Genomic DNA, 21,658 nt, shown 5'->3' on the forward strand with positions numbered 1-21,658 from the left:
TGTGGGAACTTTTCGCGCTTTCGCGGGGTCGGGTAGCGCTGTCTTTGGTGAGCCGGGAAACCGCTGGGTCAAGCGGTCTGCGCCAGGCCCCGCTCACCGCAGCGCTTTAGCCAGCGGTCTACCGCTTCGGCCAGGGCTTCGATGGGCTGGGTAGCGTCCAGGGCCAGGGTCAGGGGCTCGCCACGCGGCGATTCCAGTGCGGCGAACTGGCTGTCGATCAGACTGGCCGGCATGAAATGCCCAGGGCGCGCCAGCACGCGCTTTTCGGCTTCGGCAGGCGACAGTTCGAGGAAAACGAACACCAGCCCAGGCATGGCCTCGCGCAGGGTGTCGCGGTAGCGGCGCTTGAGTGCCGAGCAGGTCAGGATCGGGCGTTCGCCGGCCTGGCTGATGGCTTGCAACTCTTCGCCCAGGCGCACCAGCCAGCCGGCGCGGTCGGCGTCGTCCAGGGGGGTGCCCGCGCTCATCTTGCGGATGTTTTCGGCAGGGTGGAAAGCGTCGCCTTCGATCAGGCGACCGCCGCTTCGGGCAGCGATGGCAGCACCGATGCAGCTTTTGCCGCAACCGGCCACGCCCATCACCACGATGGCGGACAGGGGAGAATTCATCAGTACCTCCTGCGGGGTGAGGTAGCGCTGTCTCGTCGCTGACGAACAGCCACCTCCCCGGTGTTATTGGTCTTGTCCTTACGCAGTATGGACGCCTGGCAGCACGCGTGTAGCGGCAGCTACCAAAGATTACATTGCCTGCATCCTGAGACAGCGCTACCTTAGTGGCCGTTCCCCATCCTTGCAAGTAGTAAAATTACAACATCCATGTCCCGCACCGGCTCCCGTACCACAGGTCGTCCTACCCTGGCTGAAGTGGCCAGGCTTTCCGGGGTTTCCCCGATCACCGCGTCGCGCGCGCTGCGCGGCGTGAGCACGGTTGCGCCAGAGCTGGCCGCAAAGGTCATGGCTGCCGCAGCCAGCCTGGGCTACGTGGCCAACCCTGCGGCCCGGGCGTTGGCCTCGGCGCGCAGCCAGTCCATCGTGGTGCTGATCCCGTCGTTGTCCAACCAGCTGTTCATCGATACCCTGGAGGCCATCCACGAGGTCATGCGCCCGCGTGGGCTCGAGGTGCTGATCGGCAACTATCACTATGACCTGGCCGAAGAAGAGAACCTGATCCGCAATTACCTGGCCTATCAGCCTTGCGGCATGTTGCTGACCGGGTTTGAGCGCAGTGATGCGGCCCGCCAGCTGCTGGCGGCCAGCGGCGTACCCTGCGTGCACATGATGGAGCTCAAGGGCGAGCCGGGGGCAGTATCGGTCGGTTTTTCCCAGGAGCAGGCGGGGCGGGCTGCAGCGCGGCACCTGATCGAGCGCGGGCGCAAGCGCCTGGCATTCATTGCCGCGCAACTCGACCCGCGGGTGATGCAGCGGGCCGAGGGCTTCCGTCAGGCCCTGGCCGAGGCGGGCCTGCACGCTGCTGAACTGGAAGTGTTGGCCCCGGAGCCTTCTTCTATTGCCTTGGGCAGCACACTGTTCAGCCGCCTGATGCAGCAGGCCCCGGATGTGGACGGCATCTTCTTCTGCAACGACGACCTGGCCCAGGGCGCTGTCTTGCAGGCGTTGCGCCAAGGTGTGGAGGTGCCTCGCCAGGTGGCCATGGTGGGCTTCAACGACCTGCCGGCTTCGGCGCACATGGTGCCGCGCCTCACGTCTATCCGTACCCCGCGGGCTGCCGTCGGTCGGGGCGCAGCCCAAGCCTTGCTCGCGTTGCTGGATGGCAAGCGGGTGGCCAGTGCACAGCAGGACCTGGGCTTTGAGCTGATGGTGCGGGAAAGTACCTGATTCGCTCGCCTGTGCAATGGCGTTGACCACCCCCTGGCGGCGTGCCGGCCTAACAAAAATGGAATAATCACAAAGCGATGGCACTGTGCTTGCACCGCGCATACGGCCATCTATGCTCATGAAACCGCGCATAAAGGAGGCCCGGCGTCATGTTCGATTTCCATCGCAAATCCGATTTGGTCGAGATCCAACGCAGCCATCAGGCGTTGGCCGACGTACAGGCCAAACTGGCTGCCATCAGTCGCTCCATGGCAATGATCGAATTCGCCCCCGATGGCACCATTCTCGACGCCAATGAACGCTTCTGCCAGGCCATGGGTTACAGCGCTGAAGAGCTGCGCGGCAAGCACCACCGGCTGTTCTGTGAGCCGGGCTATGCCCAGAGCGCCGAGTACCAGCAACTGTGGCATGAGCTTGGCCAGGGCAAGGCCATCAGCGGCACGTTCGAGCGCGTCGACAAGGCCGGGCGTGAAGTCTGGCTGGAGGCCAGCTACATGCCCGTGCTGGATGCCCAGCGCCAGGTCAGCAGTGTGATCAAGGTGGCGTCCGACATCAGTCAGCGCGTCGCCCTGGAGCATGAAAGCGAAAGCCTGCTGAAGGCGATCAGCCGCGCCATGGCAGTGATCGAGTTCACCCCGCAAGGGCGGGTGATCAAGGCCAACAAGAACTTCCTGGACACCATGGGTTACCGGCTCGACGAGGTGGTAGGCCGCCACCATGGCCTGTTCTGCCTGCCGCGCGAGCGTGAGTCGGCCGATTACCGCCAGTTCTGGGCCTCGCTTAACCGTGGCGAATACCACTCGCACCGCTTCGAGCGGGTGAACAAGCAAGGCCAGACGGTGTACCTGGAAGCCTCCTACAACCCGATCTTCGACAGCAAGGGCCGCCTGTACAAGGTGGTCAAGTTCGCCAGCGACATCACCCACCAGGTCTGTACCCAGCAAAGTGCCGCCGATGCGGCCCATGCCAGTTCGGTGCAGACCGATGCCTGCGCGCGCAAAGGCACCGAAGTGGTACAGCAGACCGTACAGGTGATCGAGCAGATTTCCGTGGAGCTCAACGACGCAGCGCGCAGCATCGATGCGGTGAGCAAACAGTCGGATGTGATCGGGCAGATTGTGCTGACCATTCGTGGTATCGCCGACCAGACCAACTTGCTGGCGCTGAATGCGGCCATCGAAGCCGCCCGTGCCGGCGAACACGGGCGCGGCTTTGCCGTGGTCGCCGATGAGGTGCGCAACCTGGCCGCGCGCACCAGCAAGGCCACCCTGGAGATCGTCGATGTGGTGCGGCAGAACCACGACCTGTCGCTGCTGGCTGTGGCCAGCATGCAGTCAAGCCTGAACCGGACCGGCCATGGCGTGGCGCTGGCCAATGAAGCCGGCACCGTGATCATGGAGATTCAGCAGGGCTCAAGGCACGTGGTCGATGCCATTAGCCAGATCAGTTCGACCCTGCAATTGCATTGAGCGCAGCGCGCATATCGTCCAGCAGCGCCTGCAGGCTGGCTTGCAGCCGTGCACATGGCTCGTCGGTCGGCGAGCCTTGCGCCTGGGCCGCTTCGATCGCTTCGCAATCCTGGACCACGGCGCGTACCCTGATCATCTTGGCACCGCCCTTGATGCGGTGGGCCAAGGCACGCAGCGCCTCTTCGGGCGCGTCCGCCGCCAGCGCGCGCAGGGCCGCCAGGTCTTCACCAACGCTGATCGACAGTTGCTCGAGCAAATGCTTTGTGAGCTGCGCGTCGTCCTGAGTCAGGTGGCGTAGCTCATCCAGGTTCAAGCCGCCCGCGCGCGCTGCTGGCGCGGGTGGGCGGGCCTGGGGTAGGTGAGCTTTGAGGGTTCGCAAGCCTATCGGCTTGAACAGGCACACGTCCATTCCGCTGGCCAGGCAGCGGGTACGTTCCTCGGCCTGGGCATTGGCGGTGATGCCAACAATCCGGCACCTGGGCAGGCCTTGCTCGGCCTCGAACTGGCGAATGCGCCGGGTGAGTTCATGGCCGTCCATGACCGGCATGCTGCAATCGGTGATCACCACATCGAAACGCGCCGCTTGCCACCGGCCCCAGGCGGCATCACCGTTCTGCGCCAGGCTTACCTGGTGCCCAAGGGTGTGCAATTGCCGCTCCAGCAATAGCAGGTTGGCAGGGTAGTCATCGACGATCAGCACGCTCAAAGGACCGTCGCTGTTTTCCAGTTGGGCCGCGTCCTCGGGCATGGTGGCCGGGGGGGCGCAGGTGGGCAGTTGCAGGTTCACTTGCACCCGGGTGCCGACGCCTTGAACGCTTTGCAGGTTCAGCGTGCCGCCCATCAGCTCGGCAAGCGTACGGCTGATGACCAGGCCCAGGCCTGCGCCCTGGCGGGCCCTGGGGCCGTCGGCCTGGACAAAGGCGTTGAACAGGCGGGCCTGGTCGGCAGGGCTGATACCGATGCCGGTGTCGCGCACATCCAGCTCCACCGGCAACACGTCATGGCCGGCGATAACCGGCAGAACGAGGCTGGCCTGCACCTCGCCACGGTCAGTGAACTTGATGGCGTTGCTGATCAGGTTCGAGAGGATCTGCTTGAGCCGCAGCGGGTCCGCCAGCACCCAGGCAGGTTCGGCGGGCAGTTCGCCGTGCAGGTGCAGGCCTTTGGCCCGGGCGTTGCCTTCGAACACGCGCAGGGTGGCGCGCACCAGTTCGCGCAGGTCCGTGGGCACGGGTTGCAGGGTGATGTGCCCGGACTCGATCCGGGAAATATCGAGAATGTCGCCAATCAGTTCCAGCAGGCCAAGCGCTGAATCATGTGCCGTCTGCAGCGTATGGATATCGCTGCGGCCGCTACGGCAGTCCTCCAGCGCCAGTTCCAGCAACCCGATCACGGCATTCATCGGGGTACGGATTTCATGGCTCATGGTGGCCAGGAACGTGCTTTTGGTCTGGCTGGCCTGTTCAGCGTCGTCCTTGGCCTGGCGTAGTTGCTCCAGCAGCCCGCGGCTCAGTGCCAGCTGGTCCTGCAGGGCGTGTTGCGCCTCGGTGCGCTGGTTGATCAGCTTGCGCAGGTAGCTGTTCCAGAACACCACGCCGGCCAGCAGCAGCGCCGACAGCACCAGCACTTGCAGGGCGAGGGTGCGGTAGTCGCGCCACGGGCTGTCGCTGACCAGTGAGCTGGTGCGCCAGCGGTTGATCAACTGGGCCAGTTCTTCAGGCGGAATGCTCAGCAGCGCCTTGTCGAGAATGGCCTGTAGCTGGGGTTGGTCGGCGGCTACGGCGAAGGCGGCGAGGGCAGGGTCTTCATCGAGCACACTGGCAATGCGCAGGCGGTCCTTGAAAACATGGCTGATGTAGTAGGCCGCATTGATGTGGTTGCTCAGGGCGACGTCGGCACGGCCATTGGCCACGGCCTCCATCAGGCCCAGCGGGTTGTCCACTTCGACCAGGCGGGCCTGCGGGTAGCGTTGCTGCAGCAAGGCCCGTTGCGGCGAGCCTTTGACCACCGCGATACGCTGGCCGTCCAGGGCCTTCACCTGGGCGGGCGCGGTAGTGTCGCTGCGGGTGACCAACACCCTTGGGCTGACCAGGTAGGGCCGGGTGTAGCGCAGTTGCCTGGCGCGGTCGGCGCCGTAGCCCAAGGCGCCGATCATCAGCGCGTCACCATGCTTGAGCCGCTCGACCATGTGGTAGGCCGATGTGCTTTCAACGGTCTTGAACTGCAGCCCGGTGCGCAAGCCGATCTGCTTGAGCAGATCCAGGGTGATGCCGTTGGCGTTGTCCTGGGCGTCGTTGAAAGTCAATGGCGCCAGGGATGTGTTGATCAGCACGTTGACCACGGGGTGCTCGGCGATCCAGGTTTCCTCTTCGGCACTGAGGGCCGTCAGGTGGCGCTGTAACAACAGGCTGGTATTGCCACCGCTCCAGCGGCGCAGGATGTTCAGCCGCTCGCTTTCACTGATGCGGGCCAATGCCTTGTCGACCAGCTGGCGCAAGTGCAGGTTGTCGCTGGACAGGGCGAACGCGAACGCTTCGGGGGCGGCCGGGGAAAAGTGGTCGATCTTCAACGTGCCCTGGAAGCTTTTGCCGATCATGAAGTCGGTACTGATGGCATCGCCCAGGTAGGCGTCGGCCTCGCCCAGTTCGACAGCGGCAAGCCCGGCCAGGGTGGAGCGGTACAGGCTCAGTTGCGCCTTGGGGTACAGGCTGCGTACGGTGTTGGCGGGCAGGTAGTGATCAACCATGGCCAGGCGCAAGCCGGCCAGGTCGGGCGTGCCCTTCAGGCTGCGCCCCTCCCGGGTCACGACCACCGGCAGGTCGTCGGCATAAGGTGTGCTCAGGCTGAGGTGGGCGTCTGCTGCCTCGAAGGCGTTGGAGCTGCCCAGCAGGTCGATGCGCCCCTCATGCAGGGCAGTGATGGCCTCGTGGCGGCTGGCGAAGCGGCGCACTTCGATGCCAATGCCAAGCTGCTCGCTGATGAGGCCGGCGTAATCGGCGCTCAGGCCTTCGTAATCACGGGGGCTGACATTGATCTCGAAGGGCGGGTAGTCCGGCCGCGAACTGCCCAGCACCAGTTGCCGGTGCTGCTGCAGCCACTGGCGGTCTTCGGCCGAGAGCACCAGCGGCGCGGCAGCACTGACCGAGCGGGCCAACAACTGCCGGGGTTCGCTGCTGGCCTGCAACCCGCTGGCGTTGGCCAGGCCGATGATCATGAAGGCGCTCGCCAGCAGGAACTTCATGCTCGCCAGCCGCTCAGTAGACGCTATTGCGCTTGGCCAGGTCGACCATCTCGACCAGCGATTCGGTTTTGAGTTTTTCCATGATGCGGCCCCGGTAGGTACTGATGGTCTTGGCGCTCAGGTTCATGCAGGTCCCAATATTCTTGTTGTTCTCCCCGCGTGCCAGGCGCCGGAGCACTTCCATCTCACGGTTGGAAAGGCTGGCCAGGCGCACCGGTTCGCTCTCCAGGGAGTTGCTGTTGACCGACATCTGCGGAAACGTCGAATAACCCTTTACCAACGCCTTGAGGGCGAACAGCAGGGCCTCGTAGTCCTCTTCCTTGGTGACGAACGCGCCGATACCGGCATCCAGGCAACGGCGCACGTACAGGTCGGTGGCCTGGCCGGTGAGCACCATGATCTTGGGGGTTGGCTCCAGGCACTGGAGGCGCTTGATGACCTCCATGCCGTCCAGGCCAGGCAGGCCTATATCCAGCACCACCACGTCCGGGCGCAGTTCACGGGCCACCTGCGCCACCTCGCTGCCATTGCCGACTTCGCCGACGACATGAAAGCGCTCACGCTCGAGCAGTAGGCGCAACGACAACCGCACGATAGGGTGGTCGTCGACGATCAGCACGGTTGTCATGGGGAAAACTCCTGTCAGGATGTGGTCCGCTTCCTGGAACACTCAGGAATACGTTTGCAAGCGGGTTAATCGGAAGCGCAGCACCATACGACCAAACCTGACGTTTGGTAATCCCGAGTATAGAAGTGTTGATAGTTTCCCGACTACTTGTCGAAAATTCCTACAAATAATGGAAAAACATCACCACTGCCATAGTGGTGATGTCGGACAGGAGAGGGCGCTCAGGCGCAGGCAGCGGGAGTTTTGATCATGCGCAGGGGCAAGCCCGGGCGTGCTCAGTCGCCAGGCCGATACAGGTGGGCGTGACCGGCACGGTACAAGGCAGATTCGGCGAACGGCGCATCCCCCAGGACATGGCCTACCAGGATCAGTGCCGTGCGCCGGAAGTGCTTGGCCGCGCTGCGCTCGACGATGTTGCCCAGCGTGCCGCGCACCCAGTCCTGGTCTGGCCAGGTGGCGCGGTGCACCACGGCCACCGGGCACTCGGTGCCGTAGTGGGGCAGCAGCGCTTCAACGATCCGTGGCAGGTGCTTGACCCCCAGGTGAATCGCCAGGGTGCTGCCGTGGCGGGCCAGGTCTGACAGCTGTTCCCCGGGTGGCATGGGCGAACTGTCGCCGTAGCGGGTCAGAATCACGGTCTGCGCCACTTGCGGCAGGGTCAGTTCACAGCCGAGCAATGCAGCGCTGGCGGCGGTGGCAGTGACCCCGGGGATGATCTGATAGTCGATACCCAGTGCCTTGAGGTGGCGGATCTGCTCGCCGATGGCGCCGTAGAGGCTGGGGTCGCCGCTGTGTACGCGGGCGACATCCTGCCCGTGTTCGTGGGCGGTGCGCATGGCGGCGATGATCTGCTCCAGGTGCAGTTCGGCGCTGTTGATCACGGTACTGGCCTGGTGGCCTTCGAGCACGGCAGCCGGCACCAGCGAGCCTGCGTAGATGATCACCGGGCATTGGCGGATCAGCCGCTGGCCCTTGACCGTGATCAGTTCGGGGTCGCCGGGGCCGGCGCCGATGAAGTAGACGGTCATGCAATGTCCTTGCAAAAAAGGGTATGGAGCGTTCAGCAGGCCAGGGCGAGTGTCGCCGGGCCGAGCACCTGGCGCTTGAGCAACAGCCGTGGGCTGCCTTGTTGCCGATCGGCCAGGGCCAGTGCGGTGCTCTCGGCCACGCCCCAGCACCCGGTGTGGGCATGGGCGGCGGCGGAGCGGTGGCTGAGCAGTGGCTGGTAAGCTTGCAGGTGCTGGCTATGGTACAGCACCAACGGCACACCCAGGTGCTCGGCCAGCTGCTGCAAACCCGGCTCGTCAGCCTTCAGGCTGATGCTGGCGATGCCGCGCAGGTCTGCCAGTGCCAGGCCGTGGTTGGCCAGGGCCTGGCGCAACAGGGTGTGCAGGGTGGCCGCCGGGCAACCCCGGCGGCAGCCAAAGCCGGCATAGAAAGTGCCCATCAGGCCTGGCTGGAACGGCGGAACAACCAGGCGCTGAGCAGGCCCAAGGCCAGCCAGAAGGCCGCATTGGTCAGCCACGAGGCCAGCTTGAACTGGGTTTCCAGGGCTTGCGGGGCCAGGCTTTGGTGAACCTCGGGCTGCGGAGCACCGAGCACATGCGGGATCACCAGCAGCACCGCGCCCAGCAGTTTCAGCAGCCCGTGCCGGGCGAACACCAACAAGGCCAGGCCGAGCGCGGTGGCGCTGGCGGTGCCGACCCACCACGCCTGGCGTTGACCCAGGTCTGCTGCAGCGGTGCCTGGCAGCTCGGGCGGCAAGCCCAAGGTTGGGGCCAGGCAGAACACGGCGAACCCGGCCAGCCCCCACAAGGCACCGGTACTGGCGCGCGTGGGTGCGCGCAAGCTGTAAAGCGCGGCGAGAACAAGGGCGAAGCCGACGGCAACCACCAGGTTGCCGCCCGTGGTGGCGAGCACCCGTTGCCAGCCATCTTCCGGCGACCAGGCCTCGGCGCTGTGTTCATGGGCAGGCACTTCACTGCCATGCTCATGGTGCGCGGCAGGTGCCGAGGACTCGTAGGTTTCCGCCTGAAGAATCAGCGGGGCCACCCAGAAGCTTTGCAGCAAGGTCAGCAGCAGGGCGGCGAGCAGCCCGCTGAAACCCGCGGTGCGGGCAATGCGCATGATCATGGGGGCGTACTCAGTGGCAGGGGAAGGCGGCGCTGTGGCGCGTGTCGTGGGCGGCGTTATGCACCGCCTCGATGTGCGAGAACCCGGCGAAGTAGACCAGGCACAGGCCCAGCAAGCTGGCACCGACGGCAATGATGACGCGCTGGCTGAGAGTAGCGGGGGTGGCAAGGCTGTGTGGCTTGGTGCTGGCGACGGGCATGACGCGTTCCTCTGCTTTTTGTGGGCAATGGGCAAGCGCGGCAGCCCCGGGCGCGGTTACCCAGGGGAATGCAACAGCGCCCGCCCACCGCGGGTTGTTCATGAACGCCAGGCCGGTCTCCGGGCTTGCGAGGAGGAGCAGGGCTCCTGGCAAGCGTCACCTTCCCATGCCGCACTACATGGCACAGTGGTACAGACGCTTCGCTCGCTTACCGTTGCGGGGGCAGCACCGGCATTGTCGGGCCCTGGTCAGGGCCTGCGACGCACCGGTTTCCCGTTTCACCCCATGAAGGGGCACCTGAACGTGAGGCGTAAGGAGAGCATGGGGCGGCCCTGGCGTCAATTGCCCGGTAGGGCGCGCATGTGCCCATGCTGGCTGAAGCAACCGTTACCCCCGCGCGAATGCCGCCAGCTTGTCCCCGTCCAGGCGGTAGCGTACCCACTCATCCTGGGCCTCGGCGCCCAGCTTCTGATAAAAGCCGATTGCCGGTTCGTTCCAGTCCAGCACGCTCCACTCCAGGCGCCCACAGTTGTTGGCCACCGCCTCGCGGGCGATGTGCTGAAGCAACTGGCGGCCAGCCCCGTCACCGCGCTGTTCGGGGGTGATGTACAGGTCTTCCAGGTAGATGCCGTTGCGCCCCAGCCAGGTGGAATAGCTGTAGAAATACACGGCAAAGCCGATCGCCTGGCCATCGCGTTCGCAGACCAGGCTGTGCACGGTACTGCCTGCACCGAACAGGCTGTGCTGGATATCGGCCAGGGTCGCGACCACCTCGTGGCGCGCGCGCTCGTACTCGGCCAGCTCGGTGATGAAGTTGAGGATCTGCGCGGCATCGGTAGGCGCGGCAGGGCGAATGAGAAGGCTCATGAGGCGGCTTCCTTGATCCAGAATGGCAGTACAGTAAAGTGTATCTGCATAATTTGTTTTAACTGTAGTGGTCGCCGAGGAGGACGACTCAGGTAGTGTGGCAGCACCTTCGATGAAAGTGGAATGCCCGCCATGCTTGCCTCTGTCGACCTGCTGAGCGCCTTCGTGCTGTTCGCCTTTGTGTCTTCGATCACGCCAGGTCCAAACAACACCATGCTGCTGGCCTCGGGCGTGAATTTTGGCGTGCGCCGCTCGGTTCCCCACGCCCTGGGTATCAGTTGCGGTTTCATGGTCATGGTGCTGGCGGTCGGCCTGGGCCTGGGTGAAGTGTTCAAGGCCTGGCCGCCGCTGTACACGGTATTGCGCTACACAGGTGCGGCTTACTTGCTGTACCTGGCCTGGAAAATTGCCACTTCAGGGCCTGTGGATGCTGCCTCGCCTGGCGCGCGCAAGCCGCTGGGCTTCTGGGGCGCAGCCGCATTTCAATGGGTCAACCCCAAGGCCTGGGTCATGGCGGTGGGGGCCATTACCACCTACACCCCGGCGCAAGGCTACGTGACCAATGTAATGGTCATTGCCGCAGTGTTCGCGTTGGTCAACCTGCCGAGCGTGGGCGTGTGGGTGATGTTCGGCAGCGCCTTGCGCAACCTGCTGCAGAACCCGCGCTGGCTGATGCTGTTCAATGTCCTGATGGCCCTGCTGCTGGTGATTTCACTGTACCCGCTGCTGTTTGTAGAATCGGTGTTCCCCTAGCGTTGCGAGTGCCGTAAACCCATGCAGTTGATTCCCTGGTCCCATCAATGCGCCGAAGGCTTCACCTTGCGTGGTTGGCGAACCCCGGCCAGCGGCAAGCCACTGCTGCATTTCTTGCATGGCAACGGTTTTTGCTGTTTGGCCTACCAGCCGTTGCTGATGCGCCTGGGTGAACATTTCGACCTGTGGCTGTGTGATGTGCAAGGGCACGGTGATAGTGACCATGGCGGGGCGTTTCTGGGTTGGAACCGTACGGCGGCGCTGGCCGTGGAAGCCTTCGAAGCGGGCCGTGGCGAATACGGCGAGGTGGCCCGGTTTGCCGTGGGCCACAGCTTCGGCGGCGTGTTGACCGGGTTGATGTTGGCCAGTGACCCGCAGTTGTTCGCCCGTGCTGTGCTGCTCGATCCGGTGTTGTTCAGCCGCCGCATGCTCGGCGTGATGGGCGCGGCGGCGCTGGTTGGCCTGCACCAGCGTCATGCCTTGGCGCGCAAGGCCGCCAGCCGCCGCAGCCATTGGCCTGATCGCACAGCGGCGCTGGCTTCGCTGCAGGGCCGGGGCATCTTCAAAGGCTGGGCCGATGCGGCGTTGCAGGCGTATGTCGAGCATGCCATCGGCGATTGCGGCGAGGCCGTGGTGCTCAAGTGCCGACCCAGCCGCGAAGTGGAAATCTTCAGCTCGTTCCCCAAGCGCATGTGGGCCAGCCTGTGTGCAATCAATACACCGACCCACGTGATTTATGGCAAGCACACCTATCCATTTGTGCCCCGCTCGGTGCAGCGCCTGGTGTCGCTGAATGCCAGCATCAGCGCGCAGGAGGTCGCCGGTGGGCACTGCTTCATGCAGGAAGACCCGGCGATGGCAGCCGAGCAGGTGCTGGCTTTCTTGCAGCGGTGATTGTTCTGGTGGTGGAACGATGTGGGCCGTTAATGTCCTCTACCGGCTGATTGTCATCATTGATAAGGTGATCCAAACCGAAACAGGAGCCTTCTCATGAAAACCATTCTGGGTATCCACCACAGCCCCCACCCCCATTGGGTGGGTGATGGCTTCCCGGTCCGCAGCCTGTTCACCTATGACCATCTGGCCAGCCACATCAGCCCGTTCCTGCTGCTGGACTATGCCGGCCCGCATGCGTTCACCCCAACCCAGGCCCGGCGCGGCGTTGGTCAGCACCCGCACCGTGGTTTCGAGACAGTGACCATTGTCTACCAGGGCGAGCTGGAGCACCGCGATTCCACGGGTGCCGGTGGCCTGATCGGGCCGGGTGACGTGCAGTGGATGACCGCCGCCAACGGCATCATCCATGAAGAATTCCATTCGCCAGCCTTTGCCGAGCGGGGCGGCATGCTGGAGATGGTGCAGCTGTGGGTCAACCTGCCCGCTCGCGACAAACGTGCGGCGGCGGGCTACCAGACGCTGCTGGCCAGCGATATCCCGGTGGTGGCGCTGGATGATGGGGCCGGCAGTGTGCGGGTGATCGCCGGGCATTACCACGGTCACCAGGGGCCGGCGCGCACTTTCACGACCATGGACGTCTGGGACCTGCGCCTGAACAATGGCGCTGCCTTGGCGTTGCCGGTGGCCGCCGGGCGTAACGCGGCGCTGGTGGTATTGCGCGGCCGCGTGCGGGTCAATGGTGAGCGCGAAGCCGGGCCGTCCAGCCTGGTGCTGTTCGACCGCGAGCAGGCGGATGTCCGGGTTGAAGCCCTCGAAGGTGCCAGCGTGTTGCTGCTGAGCGGTGAGCCGATCGACGAGCCGATCGTGGGCTACGGCCCGTTCGTGATGAACAGCCAGGCGGAGATCGCCGAGTCGTTCGACGACTTTCATGCTGGGCGGTTTGGCCAGCTTCGGCCGTAGAAGGGCATGGGGCTGGGTGCCAGCCCCTGTTGAAGCTTGCGTAACCATTCGTCGTTAAGTGCATCGCTGCGATCGAACACCCGGCTGGCGCAGACGATCTTCCACTAAGGTGCTAGAGAATTACCCGCATCATCATTGCCCCGGCGCATGGACGGCCGCCGTGGCATGCGCAATATCAATTGGCACCCAGCCCCACGAGGGCGTACTTCCTCACAACAGGCCATCCAACGGAGAGGGTCGTACCATGTCGTTGATAGGAGTTTCCACGCTTGAGCTGCGCCAGATGATCGAGCAGGCTTGCCTACCAGATCGCTGTGAAACCAGCTGCCCGGACGGCGCCAACCTGACCATCCGCCTGGGTCAGGGCCAGAGCCTCGATGAGGGCTGCACCCTCAGCGGGGTGCCATTGCGCAGCCTCAATACCTGCCGCGATTTGCGGAACCTGGTGGAGCAATTGCGTACCCTGCGTGACAGCCGGCCAGTACTGCTCAAGTCCATCGCTTGATGGCAATGCGCGCCCCCCGCCCAGCCTTGGCTGGCGGGGGAAGGCCCGCGCGCAGTCGCCAGCCGTTGATCGCCTACTGCAGCTCCACCAGCAGGTTCAACCCGCCATCGCCACACTTGCCCTTGTCGCGAACGACCCCATGGTAGCTGCGACCATCCCACATGAACGCCACGCTATGGGCGCGCTCGACCTTGTGTGGGAGCGGTGGGCAGATGTGCACACGCAGCGCCGGGCGGCCCTGCAGATTCAAGGGTGCAAGTTGGCATTGGCATTCCACGGACTGAGCGACCGGCCCGAACAGGGTATCGCGAACGTAGTCCAGTTGCAGTGAGGCATTGGGCGCGCGACCGGGCATCCTCATAGGGAGTCGACTCGGTAATTACGGCAAGGGCGGCAGGTCTGGCAGGGCATGACGGACTCCTGGCGGGCGGCACTGTAATTATTCTGTGAACCCTGGGGTGCGCAGTCGTTCAACCTATTTAATGCCTGTGTTGCACAGGCCCGACAAAGCCTAGCCGCCCGCCTTGCGCAACGTGAGGTTGACGCGCCGCTCGCCCATGCGCGGGTGCACGCCGGGCTTGATCGGCAGTACGCCATGAAAGCGCAGGCGGTCTTCGCCGCCCCACACCAGCACATCGCCGTGGCTGAGGGCTATGCGCTGGGTTTTGTCGCCCCGCTGCAACCCGCCGAACAGGAACACCGCCGGCAGGCCCAGCGACAGTGAAACGATCGGTTGGCCGAAATCGTGCTCGTCACGGTCCTGGTGCAGGCTCAACCGTGTGCCCGGCAGGTAGTGGTTGATCAGGCAGGCGTCCGGGGTGAAACCGTCGAAACCGGCCATGGCGGCAGCGCGGTTGGCCAGGGTAAGCAATATCGGCGGCAAGGCAGGCCAGGGCTGGCCGGTAAGCGGGTCCGAACGGCTGTAGCGGTAACCCTGTGCATCACTGACCCAGCCCAATGTGCCGCAATTGCTCAGCGCCACCGCCATGCGCAGCCCGCCGGGCGTGTGCATGTGCCGAAACGGTGCGGCACGCAGCACCGGGCGCAACGCGTCGAGCAGTGGTTCGACTTCGCCCAGGGCAAACCCGGGCAACAGCACGGTTTCGCTTGCCAGGCGTTGTGGCTGAGGGCCGAACAGGTCGAGGTCGGACTGAATCATGGCCTGGGTATCGAATGAGGTAGGCCTATTGTAATGGGCTTCGTCGCCCAGGCCTATGCGCGGGCGAGTACACGTGGTCGCAATGTCAAGACTGAAACCGGTTTCAAAAGATTTCTGAACGCGCTAGATTACTCGGCTGTCTTTTTGAAGGCCTAACAAGACTCGCCCGCACACCACCAGATGGCGCTTATAAGGCCGCCCGCAGCCGATGAGGATTCACCATGCCCGAGCATGCCCCCGACAACCCGCGTAGGGACTTTCTGCGCAAGACCTTGACCTTGATCCCAGTGGTTACCATCGCCAGCACCGGGCTTGGGGCAGGTGCCAGCCAGCTGCTGGCCGCGCCGCAGCAGGAACCGAAGGTGCCGGTGGCGCCACCGGCGGGCAAGTACCAGCCAACTTTCTTCAGTGCCGAGGAATGGGCCTTCGTGCAGGCCGCCGTAGCGCGCATCATCCCTGCTGATGCCCTTGGGCCCGGTGCGCTCGAAGCCGGGGCCGCCGAGTTCATAGACCGGCAGATGAATACCCCCTACGCGACCGGGGCCCAGTGGTACATGCAAGGCCCGTTCAACGCCGACGCCCCACCCGAACTGGGCTATCAACTGCAGTTGAACCCGCAGCAGATCTACCGCCTGGGCATCGCCGCAGTGGATGGCTGGTGCAAGGCCAACAGTGGGCAAGTGTTCGCTGCCCAAGACAGCGCTACCCAGGACCGGATACTCGGCAAAGTCGAGGCGGGTGAGCTGGCATTCGAGGCAGTACCGGCCACGGTATTCTTCAGCCTGCTGGTGCAGAACACCCGTGAGGGGTTCTTCTGTGACCCGATTCATGGCGGCAACAAGGGCATGGTCGGCTGGACCCAGATCGGCTTCCCGGGCGCGCGCGCCGACTTCATGGACTGGGTCGAGCGCAACGAGCCGTACCCGTTCCCGGCTGTATCGATCCGCGGCGAGAGGGCCTGAGGCATGGCGACTGTTTTGAAAAAAGTGGATGCCGTCATTGTCGGCTTCGGCTGGTCGGGTGCGATCATGGCCAAGGAGTTGACCGAAGCCGGCCTGCAGGTGGTGGCCCTGGAGCGTGGGCCGATGCAGGACACCTATCCGGAGGGTAGCTACCCGCAGGTAATCGACGAGCTGACCTACAGCGTGCGCAAGAAGCTGTTCGTCGACGTGTCGAAAGAAACCGTCACCATTCGCCATAGCGTGAACGACGTGGCACTGCCCAACCGCCAACTGGGCGCCTTCCTGCCTGGCAAGGGCGTGGGGGGGGCAGGCTTGCACTGGTCGGGTGTGCATTTCCGGGTAGACCCGGTGGAGTTGCGCCTGCGCAGCCATTACGAGGAGCGCTACGGGCGCAAGTTCATCCCCGAAGGCATGACGATCCAGGACTTCGGCGTCAGCTACGAAGAGCTGGAACCGTATTTCGATTTTGCCGAAAAGGTGTTCGGCACGTCCGGTCAGGCCTGGACGGTCAAGGGCCAACTGGTAGGTGAGGGGCGGGGTGGCAACCCTTATGCACCCGACCGTTCCAACCCGTTCCCACTGCCGGCGCAGAAGAACGTGGTATCGGCCAGGTTGTTCGAAAAGGCCGCCAGCAGCCTGGGCTACAAACCCTACAACCTGCCCTCGGCCAACACGTCAGGGCCGTACACCAACCCCTACGGCGCGCAAATGGGGCCGTGCAACTTCTGTGGTTTCTGCAGCGGCTACGTGTGCTACATGTATTCCAAGGCATCGCCGAATGTGAATATTCTGCCGGCGCTGCGCCAAGTGCCGAATTTCGAGTTGCGGGCCAACGCTCATGTGCTGCGGGTGAACCTGGACGACAGCAAGCGCAAGGCTACCGGCGTGACCTACATCGATGCCCAGGGGCGCGAGGTGGAGCAGCCGGCCGACCTGGTGATCCTGGCGGCGTTCCAGTTCAACAACGTGCGGTTGATGCTGCTCTCCGGTATCGGCAAACCGTACGACCCGGTGAGCAACGAGGGTGTGGTCGGGCGTAACTTTGCCTACCAGAACATGGGCACGGTCAAGGCGTTCTTCGACAAAGACACCTACACCAACAACTTCATCGGCGCCGGTGGCAATGGCATCGCCATCGATGACTTCAACGCCGACAACTTCGACCATGGCCCGCATGGCTTCGTCGGTGGCTCGCCAATGTGGGTGAACCAGGCTGGCAGCCGGCCGATCGCCGGTACTGCCAACCCGCCTGGCACCCCGGCCTGGGGCAGCGCCTGGAAGAAGGCCACGGCCGACTATTACACCCATCAGGTGTCGATGGACGCCCACGGCGCCCACCAGTCCTACCGCGGCAATTACCTGGACCTGGACCCGACCTACCGGGACGCCTACGGCCAGCCACTGTTGCGCATGACCTTCGACTGGCAGGAAAACGACATCAGGATGAACCAGTTCATGGTCGACAAGCTGAGCAAGATTGCCCAGGCGATGAACCCCAAGGCGATTGCCGTGCTGGGCAAGAAGGTCAAGGACCACTTCAACACCGCCAGCTACCAGACCACCCACTTGAACGGCGGCGCGATAATGGGCACAGACCCGAAAACCAGCGCGCTCAACCGCTACCTGCAGTGCTGGGATGTCCACAATGTGTTCGTTCCGGGGGCGTCTGCATTCCCCCAGGGGCTGGGTTACAACCCCACCGGGCTGGTAGCAGCGTTGACCTACTGGTCGGCTCGGGCCATTCGCGAGCAGTACCTGAAAAACCCCGGCCCGCTGGTCCAGGCTTGAGGAGCGATGAGCATGAAAACAATGTTGATCGCAACCCTGCTGCTGGGCGCCGGCGTGGCTGGCCAGGCCGTTGCCGCTGAAGATGCGCAGGTGCGCCAGGGTGAATATTTGGCCCGCGCCGGTGACTGTGTGGCCTGCCACACCGCCAAGGGGGGCAAGCCCTTCGCCGGCGGCCTGCCGATGCAAACACCTATCGGCACGGTGTACTCCACCAATATCACCCCGTCCGCCAGTGGCATTGGCCATTACAGCTTCGAAGACTTCGACCAGGCTGTACGCAAAGGCATCGGCAAGGACGGCAGCACCCTGTACCCGGCCATGCCATACCCTTCGTACGCGCGGATCACCGAGCAGGACATGCAGGCGCTGTACGCCTATTTCATGAAGGGTGTCGAGCCGGTGGAGCAGCCTAACCAGGCCACCGATATTCCCTGGCCGCTGAGCATGCGCTGGCCGTTGGCAATCTGGCGTGGCCTGTTCGCGCCTGCGGCAACGCCCTGGCAAGCCTCGGCAGCGGCTGACCCGGTGGTCGACCGTGGCGCGTACCTGGTCGAAGGCCTGGGGCATTGTGGTGCCTGCCACACCCCGCGGGCGCTGACCATGCAGGAAAAGGCGCTGAACCCGGCCGAGGGCAAACAGTTCCTTGCCGGCAGCGCGCCGCTGGAGGGCTGGATCGCCAAGAACCTGCGGGGCGATCACAAGGACGGCCTGGGCAGTTGGAGCGAAGCCGAGCTGGTGCAGTTTCTCAAGACCGGGCGCAGTGACCGCAGTGCGGTGTTCGGCGGCATGAGCGACGTGGTCGAGCACAGCATGCAGTACATGACCGATGCCGACCTGACGGCGATTGCCCGTTACCTGAAGACCCTGCCGCCCAGCGACCCGAACGACCAGCCGCATGTCTACGACAAGCAGGTGGCCGACGCTCTCTGGCGCGGTGACGACAGCAAACCTGGCGCCGCGGTGTACATCGACAACTGTGCGGCTTGCCACCGAACCGATGGCCAGGGCTACACCCGTGTGTTCCCGGCCCTGGCCGGCAACCCGGTGGTGCAGACGGCGGACGCCACCTCGCTGATCCATGTGGTGCTGGCAGGCGGTACGGTGCCGGCGACGCACACCGCACCGTCGAACTTCACCATGCCAGCGTTTGGCTGGCGCCTGAGCGACCAGGAAGTTGCCGAGGTGGTGAACTTCATCAGGACCAGCTGGGGTAACCAGGCAGGGGCGGTTACCGCGGGGGATGTGAAGGCATTGCGCTGAGAGGGATTGCCTCAGGTTCGGCGAGGGCATTGTGTCGCCGAACCTGGCCTTGCCCGGCTGGCCAGCCCGATCGCTTCGGCCGACCAACGGCATATTGACGAAAGCACCAAGTTTTGGTGTATTGAAACCGGTTTCATCGTCCACCTAATAATCATAAGGACAGCCATGACCGACGCGCCTGCCCATGCCCGCGAACGGGTCACCATCAGCGAAGTCGCGCGTGTCGCGGGCGTTTCCAAAGCCACCGTCTCGCGCTACATCGGTGGTGATCGCCAGTTGTTGGCCGACGCCACCGCCAAGCGCCTGGCCGAGGTCATCGAACGCCTTGGCTACCGCCCCAACCAAATGGCCCGTGGCCTCAAGCGCGGGCAGACGCGCCTGATCGGTATGTTGGTTGCCGATATTCTCAACCCCTATTCCGTAGCCGTGATGCATGGCGTGGAAACCGCCTGCCGCCAGCATGGCTACAGCCTGGTTGTGTGCAACACCAACCGTGACGACGACCAAGAGCGCCACCACCTGGTCGCCCTGCAGAGCTACAACGTCGAAGGCCTGATCGTGAACACGCTGGGGCACCACCCGGGCGAACTGCTCAACCTCCAGCGCGACCTGCCCATGGTGCTGGTCGACCGTCAACTCCCTGAACTGAATGCCGACCTGGTCGGCCTGGATAATGCCGACGCCGTCGAGCAGGCCCTGGACCACCTGCAGGCACGCGGCTACCGGGATATCCTGGCGGTCAGCGAGCCGCTCGATGGCACCAGCTCGCGCCTGGAGCGGGTGCAGGCCTTCGGGGCCTCGGTCAGCCGCCGCCCAGGCATGCGCCAGCAGGTGCTGGAAACCGGCGCTGGCCTGGCAGGGCGGTTGGCCGCCTTCCTGGCTGACCGGGGTCATGGCCCGCAGGCCATTTTTACCTGTAACGGTGTTGCCACGCTGGCCGTGACCCGGGCCCTGCATGACGCCGGGTGCAATCTGTTTGCCGATGTCGGCCTGGTCGCACTCGACGATCTTGACTGGTACCCCCTGGTCGGCACTGGCATCACGGCATTGGCCCAGCCTACCGAACGCATCGGCGTAGCAGCCTTTGAAAGCCTGCTCGGCCGGCTTCGTGGCGATGGTGCAGCGGCACGGCGCATCGAATTCAAGGCCAGCCTGATCATCCGCGGCTCGACCCAACCACAGTAAGCAACGGCAGGCCTTGTGCCTGACGCTGCCGGATAAAAATGAAACCGGTTTCAAAAGGATAAAAACAATGTACCCGAACCCCGTTTCCATCAGCCTCTCCAGCTATGGCGCCGACTTTGTCCGGCAACGTGGCCAGGAGCAGTTTCTTGACATTTTGGCCGCCGCAGGCGTCAGCCGGGTGGAGTTGCGTGAAGAATTGTTCGCCAGTGCACCCGATGCCGCGGCACTGGGCGCCGTGATTGCCGGGTTGGGCATGGAATGCCTTTATTCGACCCCGCTGGAGCTGTGGACGGCGCAGGGCGTACCCGACCCATCGCTGGTGCACAAACTGGACACCGCGCGGGCGCTGGGCGCGGTGGCGCTTAAGGTTTCCCTGGGCCATTTCAATGAACACTGCGACCTTTCGGCCTTGGCGGCGCTGCTGCCCGCGCAGGGGCCGTTGCTGTTGGTGGAAAACGACCAGACCCTGCAAGGCGGCAGAATCGAGCCCCTGCAGCGCTTCTTCGAGCAGGCCGATGCATACGGCCTGAACCTGGGCATGACGTTCGATATCGGTAATTGGCACTGGCAGGGCGAGGTGGCGTTGCACGCTGCCCGCCAACTTGGTCGGTGGGTGCGCTATGTGCATTGCAAGGGCGTACAGCGCCGTGCCGACGGCCGCCTGGTCGCCGTACCGCCGCAAGCACCAGACCTGCGCGCCTGGGCCGAGCAACTGGCCGAATTCGCCCCTGGGGTGGTACGCGCCGTCGAGTATCCCCTGGTCGGCGACGACCTGTTGGCGCTGACCAGGGCCCAGGTGCACAGCCTGTCGCTGCTGGGTGCTGACCAGGAGGTGGCCCATGCATGAGCATGACGTGCTGTGCTTTGGCGAAACCATGGCCATGTTCGTCGCCGAGCACTGCGGCGACCTGGCCAGTGTCGGGCAGTTCGGCAAGCGTATCGCCGGCGCGGACAGTAACGTGGCCATCGGCCTTGCGCGGCTGGGCTTCAAGGTGCGCTGGCTGAGCCGGGTAGGTGACGACTCACTGGGGCGCTTCGTGCTCGACAGCCTGCGCCGTGAAGGGCTGGACTGTTCGGCGGTTGAAATAGATGGCCACTGCGCCACCGGCTTCCAGCTCAAGGCCCGTTGCGATGATGGCAGCGACCCCGCGGTCGAGTACTTCCGCCGGGGTTCGGCAGCCAGCCGGCTGTCGCCTGCGCTGCTGCAACCTGGCTTGCTCCAAGCGCGCCACCTGCATGCCACGGGCATCCCGCCGGCGCTGTCGGAAAGCTGCCGGGCACTGTCGCACGGGCTGCTCGACGCCATGCGTGCAGCCGGGCGCAGCATCTCGTTCGACCCCAACCTGCGGCCCTCGCTATGGCCGGACCAGGCCAGCATGGTGCGCGAAATCAATGCCCTGGCGAGCAAAGCCGACTGGGTCTTGCCTGGCCTGGAAGAGGGCCGCCTGCTGACGGGCCAGCACAGCCCCGCCGATATCGCAGCGTTCTACCTCGACCAAGGCGTGGAACTGGTGGTGATCAAGCTGGGCGACGCCGGGGCCTACTGGCGTAGTGGCAAAGGTGAGGGCCAGGTCGCCCCTGTAGCCGTCAGCCGAGTCGTGGACACCGTCGGCGCCGGTGATGCGTTTGCCGTGGGCGTGCTCAGCGCGCTGCTCGAGGGGCGCCCAGTGGCAGAGGCGGTGGCGCGTGGCAACTGGTGCGGCAGCCGCGCCGTGCAATCGCGCGGCGACATGGAAGGGCTGCCGCTGCGTCACGAACTGGAGGCCTACGACCTGCGCAGAAGTGCCTGAATGCTCTAACCGGAATCACCTGTTGCC

Annotated in this window: 21 protein-coding genes, 2 pseudogenes and 1 riboswitch; of the genes and pseudogenes, 13 read left to right on the forward strand and 10 right to left on the reverse strand. The window is 64.4% G+C overall.

Annotated features, from left to right (window positions below; all coding sequences use genetic code 11):
- Positions 1-68 precede the first annotated feature (68 nt).
- On the reverse strand, positions 69-608 hold the full coding sequence (locus tag ACF8SD_RS04335) for a gluconokinase (protein ID WP_173889347.1): 540 nt from the start codon (positions 606-608) through the stop codon (positions 69-71).
- Positions 609-815: 207 nt separating this feature from the next.
- Here ACF8SD_RS04335 and ACF8SD_RS04340 point away from each other — a divergent pair, with 207 nt between their 5' ends.
- The 3 genes and pseudogenes from ACF8SD_RS04340 to ACF8SD_RS04350 form a co-directional block, all read left to right on the forward strand.
- A complete protein-coding gene (locus tag ACF8SD_RS04340) occupies positions 816-1,835 on the forward strand; it encodes a LacI family DNA-binding transcriptional regulator (RefSeq protein WP_173889346.1) in 1,020 nt (339 codons plus the stop codon).
- Between the two features lie 149 nt (positions 1,836-1,984).
- Positions 1,985-2,767, forward strand: a pseudogene (locus ACF8SD_RS04345) (PAS domain-containing protein); the annotation flags it as partial.
- A 105-nt stretch (positions 2,768-2,872) separates the two neighbouring features.
- Positions 2,873-3,304, forward strand: a pseudogene (locus ACF8SD_RS04350) (methyl-accepting chemotaxis protein); the annotation flags it as partial.
- Here ACF8SD_RS04350 and ACF8SD_RS04355 read toward each other — a convergent pair.
- The 7 genes from ACF8SD_RS04355 to ACF8SD_RS04385 all read right to left on the reverse strand — a co-directional run bounded on the left by ACF8SD_RS04355 (position 3,279) and on the right by ACF8SD_RS04385 (position 10,372).
- A complete protein-coding gene (locus tag ACF8SD_RS04355) occupies positions 3,279-6,545 on the reverse strand; it encodes a transporter substrate-binding domain-containing protein (protein ID WP_173889342.1) in 3,267 nt (1,088 codons plus the stop codon). The pseudogene ACF8SD_RS04350 and the gene ACF8SD_RS04355 overlap by 26 nt on opposite strands.
- Positions 6,546-6,558: 13 nt before the next feature.
- Positions 6,559-7,173 (reverse strand): response regulator transcription factor, encoded by a 615-nt coding sequence (locus ACF8SD_RS04360; protein WP_173889340.1) that lies wholly within the window; start codon positions 7,171-7,173, stop codon positions 6,559-6,561.
- 275 nt (positions 7,174-7,448) lie between these two features.
- Positions 7,449-8,201 (reverse strand): precorrin-4 C(11)-methyltransferase, encoded by a 753-nt coding sequence (gene cobM / locus ACF8SD_RS04365; protein ID WP_173889338.1) that lies wholly within the window; start codon positions 8,199-8,201, stop codon positions 7,449-7,451.
- Positions 8,202-8,233: 32 nt separating this feature from the next.
- Complete coding sequence (locus tag ACF8SD_RS04370) at positions 8,234-8,620, reverse strand: cobalamin biosynthesis protein (RefSeq protein WP_173889335.1); 387 nt, start codon at positions 8,618-8,620, stop codon at positions 8,234-8,236.
- Positions 8,620-9,306 (reverse strand): CbtA family protein, encoded by a 687-nt coding sequence (locus ACF8SD_RS04375; RefSeq protein WP_173889333.1) that lies wholly within the window; start codon positions 9,304-9,306, stop codon positions 8,620-8,622. Before ACF8SD_RS04375 ends, ACF8SD_RS04370 begins: the two co-directional genes overlap by 1 nt.
- 10 nt (positions 9,307-9,316) lie before the next feature.
- Positions 9,317-9,505, reverse strand: coding sequence for a CbtB-domain containing protein (locus ACF8SD_RS04380; protein WP_009682288.1), 189 nt, complete (start codon positions 9,503-9,505; stop codon positions 9,317-9,319).
- A 92-nt stretch (positions 9,506-9,597) separates the two neighbouring features.
- Positions 9,598-9,821, reverse strand: a riboswitch (cobalamin riboswitch).
- Positions 9,822-9,892: 71 nt separating this feature from the next.
- The gene (locus tag ACF8SD_RS04385) at positions 9,893-10,372 is read right to left on the reverse strand and encodes a GNAT family N-acetyltransferase (protein ID WP_173889331.1); all 480 of its coding nucleotides are present in this window, start codon (positions 10,370-10,372) and stop codon (positions 9,893-9,895) included.
- Positions 10,373-10,495: 123 nt separating this feature from the next.
- Between ACF8SD_RS04385 and ACF8SD_RS04390 the strand changes: the two genes are divergently transcribed.
- The 4 genes from ACF8SD_RS04390 to ACF8SD_RS04405 all read left to right on the forward strand — a co-directional run bounded on the left by ACF8SD_RS04390 (position 10,496) and on the right by ACF8SD_RS04405 (position 13,487).
- The gene (locus ACF8SD_RS04390; RefSeq protein ID WP_009682286.1) at positions 10,496-11,125 is read left to right on the forward strand and encodes a LysE family translocator; all 630 of its coding nucleotides are present in this window, start codon (positions 10,496-10,498) and stop codon (positions 11,123-11,125) included.
- A 21-nt stretch (positions 11,126-11,146) separates the two neighbouring features.
- Positions 11,147-12,019, forward strand: coding sequence for an alpha/beta fold hydrolase (locus ACF8SD_RS04395; protein ID WP_173889330.1), 873 nt, complete (start codon positions 11,147-11,149; stop codon positions 12,017-12,019).
- Positions 12,020-12,115: 96 nt separating this feature from the next.
- Positions 12,116-12,982: a pirin family protein gene (locus ACF8SD_RS04400; RefSeq protein WP_173889328.1), complete on the forward strand. Its 867-nt coding sequence runs from the start codon at positions 12,116-12,118 to the stop codon at positions 12,980-12,982.
- Positions 12,983-13,226: 244 nt separating this feature from the next.
- Positions 13,227-13,487, forward strand: coding sequence for a DUF1652 domain-containing protein (locus tag ACF8SD_RS04405; RefSeq protein WP_173889326.1), 261 nt, complete (start codon positions 13,227-13,229; stop codon positions 13,485-13,487).
- 73 nt (positions 13,488-13,560) lie between these two features.
- Here the strand turns inward: ACF8SD_RS04405 and ACF8SD_RS04410 are convergent, their stop codons facing one another.
- Entirely contained in the window at positions 13,561-13,848 is a 288-nt protein-coding gene (locus tag ACF8SD_RS04410) for a hypothetical protein (protein WP_173889325.1), read from the reverse strand.
- Positions 13,849-13,998: 150 nt separating this feature from the next.
- Entirely contained in the window at positions 13,999-14,646 is a 648-nt protein-coding gene (alkB, locus tag ACF8SD_RS04415) for a DNA oxidative demethylase AlkB (protein ID WP_173889323.1), read from the reverse strand.
- Between the two features lie 221 nt (positions 14,647-14,867).
- On the opposite strand from alkB, the gene ACF8SD_RS04420 reads away from it, so the two are divergent.
- The 6 genes from ACF8SD_RS04420 (at position 14,868) to ACF8SD_RS04445 (ending at position 21,631) form a co-directional block, all read left to right on the forward strand.
- Positions 14,868-15,608, forward strand: coding sequence for a gluconate 2-dehydrogenase subunit 3 family protein (locus tag ACF8SD_RS04420; RefSeq protein ID WP_173889321.1), 741 nt, complete (start codon positions 14,868-14,870; stop codon positions 15,606-15,608).
- A gap of 3 nt (positions 15,609-15,611) precedes the next feature.
- Positions 15,612-17,396, forward strand: a complete 1,785-nt coding sequence (locus tag ACF8SD_RS04425) for a GMC family oxidoreductase (protein WP_009682279.1) — start codon at positions 15,612-15,614, stop codon at positions 17,394-17,396.
- A 12-nt stretch (positions 17,397-17,408) separates the two neighbouring features.
- Positions 17,409-18,656, forward strand: a complete 1,248-nt coding sequence (locus tag ACF8SD_RS04430; protein ID WP_173889319.1) for a cytochrome c — start codon at positions 17,409-17,411, stop codon at positions 18,654-18,656.
- A 165-nt stretch (positions 18,657-18,821) separates the two neighbouring features.
- A complete protein-coding gene (locus ACF8SD_RS04435) occupies positions 18,822-19,841 on the forward strand; it encodes a LacI family DNA-binding transcriptional regulator (protein ID WP_173889317.1) in 1,020 nt (339 codons plus the stop codon).
- A 67-nt stretch (positions 19,842-19,908) separates the two neighbouring features.
- The gene (locus tag ACF8SD_RS04440) at positions 19,909-20,688 is read left to right on the forward strand and encodes a sugar phosphate isomerase/epimerase (protein WP_173889315.1); all 780 of its coding nucleotides are present in this window, start codon (positions 19,909-19,911) and stop codon (positions 20,686-20,688) included.
- The gene (locus tag ACF8SD_RS04445; RefSeq protein WP_173889313.1) at positions 20,681-21,631 is read left to right on the forward strand and encodes a sugar kinase; all 951 of its coding nucleotides are present in this window, start codon (positions 20,681-20,683) and stop codon (positions 21,629-21,631) included. Before ACF8SD_RS04440 ends, ACF8SD_RS04445 begins: the two co-directional genes overlap by 8 nt.
- Positions 21,632-21,658: the final 27 nt, after the last annotated feature.

This window comes from Pseudomonas sp. CJQ_9, assembly GCF_043106615.1.
Classification (GTDB): Bacteria; Pseudomonadota; Gammaproteobacteria; order Pseudomonadales; family Pseudomonadaceae; genus Aquipseudomonas; species Aquipseudomonas juntendi.

Bases quoted from the DNA above. Each gene is read 5' to 3' on its own strand.
- ACF8SD_RS04435 (WP_173889317.1), top strand. From the start codon at position 18,822: ATGACCGACGCGCCTGCCCATGCCCGCGAACGGGTCACCATCAGCGAA.
- ACF8SD_RS04410 (WP_173889325.1), bottom strand. From the start codon at position 13,848: ATGAGGATGCCCGGTCGCGCGCCCAATGCCTCACTGCAACTGGACTAC.
- ACF8SD_RS04335 (WP_173889347.1), bottom strand. From the start codon at position 608: ATGAATTCTCCCCTGTCCGCCATCGTGGTGATGGGCGTGGCCGGTTGC.
- ACF8SD_RS04430 (WP_173889319.1), top strand. From the start codon at position 17,409: ATGAAAACAATGTTGATCGCAACCCTGCTGCTGGGCGCCGGCGTGGCT.
- ACF8SD_RS04355 (WP_173889342.1), bottom strand. From the start codon at position 6,545: ATGAAGTTCCTGCTGGCGAGCGCCTTCATGATCATCGGCCTGGCCAAC.
- ACF8SD_RS04385 (WP_173889331.1), bottom strand. From the start codon at position 10,372: ATGAGCCTTCTCATTCGCCCTGCCGCGCCTACCGATGCCGCGCAGATC.
- ACF8SD_RS04445 (WP_173889313.1), top strand. From the start codon at position 20,681: ATGCATGAGCATGACGTGCTGTGCTTTGGCGAAACCATGGCCATGTTC.
- ACF8SD_RS04340 (WP_173889346.1), top strand. From the start codon at position 816: ATGTCCCGCACCGGCTCCCGTACCACAGGTCGTCCTACCCTGGCTGAA.
- ACF8SD_RS04370 (WP_173889335.1), bottom strand. From the start codon at position 8,620: ATGGGCACTTTCTATGCCGGCTTTGGCTGCCGCCGGGGTTGCCCGGCG.
- alkB (WP_173889323.1), bottom strand. From the start codon at position 14,646: ATGATTCAGTCCGACCTCGACCTGTTCGGCCCTCAGCCACAACGCCTG.
- cobM (WP_173889338.1), bottom strand. From the start codon at position 8,201: ATGACCGTCTACTTCATCGGCGCCGGCCCCGGCGACCCCGAACTGATC.
- ACF8SD_RS04425 (WP_009682279.1), top strand. From the start codon at position 15,612: ATGGCGACTGTTTTGAAAAAAGTGGATGCCGTCATTGTCGGCTTCGGC.
- ACF8SD_RS04380 (WP_009682288.1), bottom strand. From the start codon at position 9,505: ATGCCCGTCGCCAGCACCAAGCCACACAGCCTTGCCACCCCCGCTACT.
- ACF8SD_RS04360 (WP_173889340.1), bottom strand. From the start codon at position 7,173: ATGACAACCGTGCTGATCGTCGACGACCACCCTATCGTGCGGTTGTCG.
- ACF8SD_RS04375 (WP_173889333.1), bottom strand. From the start codon at position 9,306: ATGATCATGCGCATTGCCCGCACCGCGGGTTTCAGCGGGCTGCTCGCC.
- ACF8SD_RS04395 (WP_173889330.1), top strand. From the start codon at position 11,147: ATGCAGTTGATTCCCTGGTCCCATCAATGCGCCGAAGGCTTCACCTTG.
- ACF8SD_RS04390 (WP_009682286.1), top strand. From the start codon at position 10,496: ATGCCCGCCATGCTTGCCTCTGTCGACCTGCTGAGCGCCTTCGTGCTG.
- ACF8SD_RS04405 (WP_173889326.1), top strand. From the start codon at position 13,227: ATGTCGTTGATAGGAGTTTCCACGCTTGAGCTGCGCCAGATGATCGAG.
- ACF8SD_RS04400 (WP_173889328.1), top strand. From the start codon at position 12,116: ATGAAAACCATTCTGGGTATCCACCACAGCCCCCACCCCCATTGGGTG.
- ACF8SD_RS04420 (WP_173889321.1), top strand. From the start codon at position 14,868: ATGCCCGAGCATGCCCCCGACAACCCGCGTAGGGACTTTCTGCGCAAG.
- ACF8SD_RS04440 (WP_173889315.1), top strand. From the start codon at position 19,909: ATGTACCCGAACCCCGTTTCCATCAGCCTCTCCAGCTATGGCGCCGAC.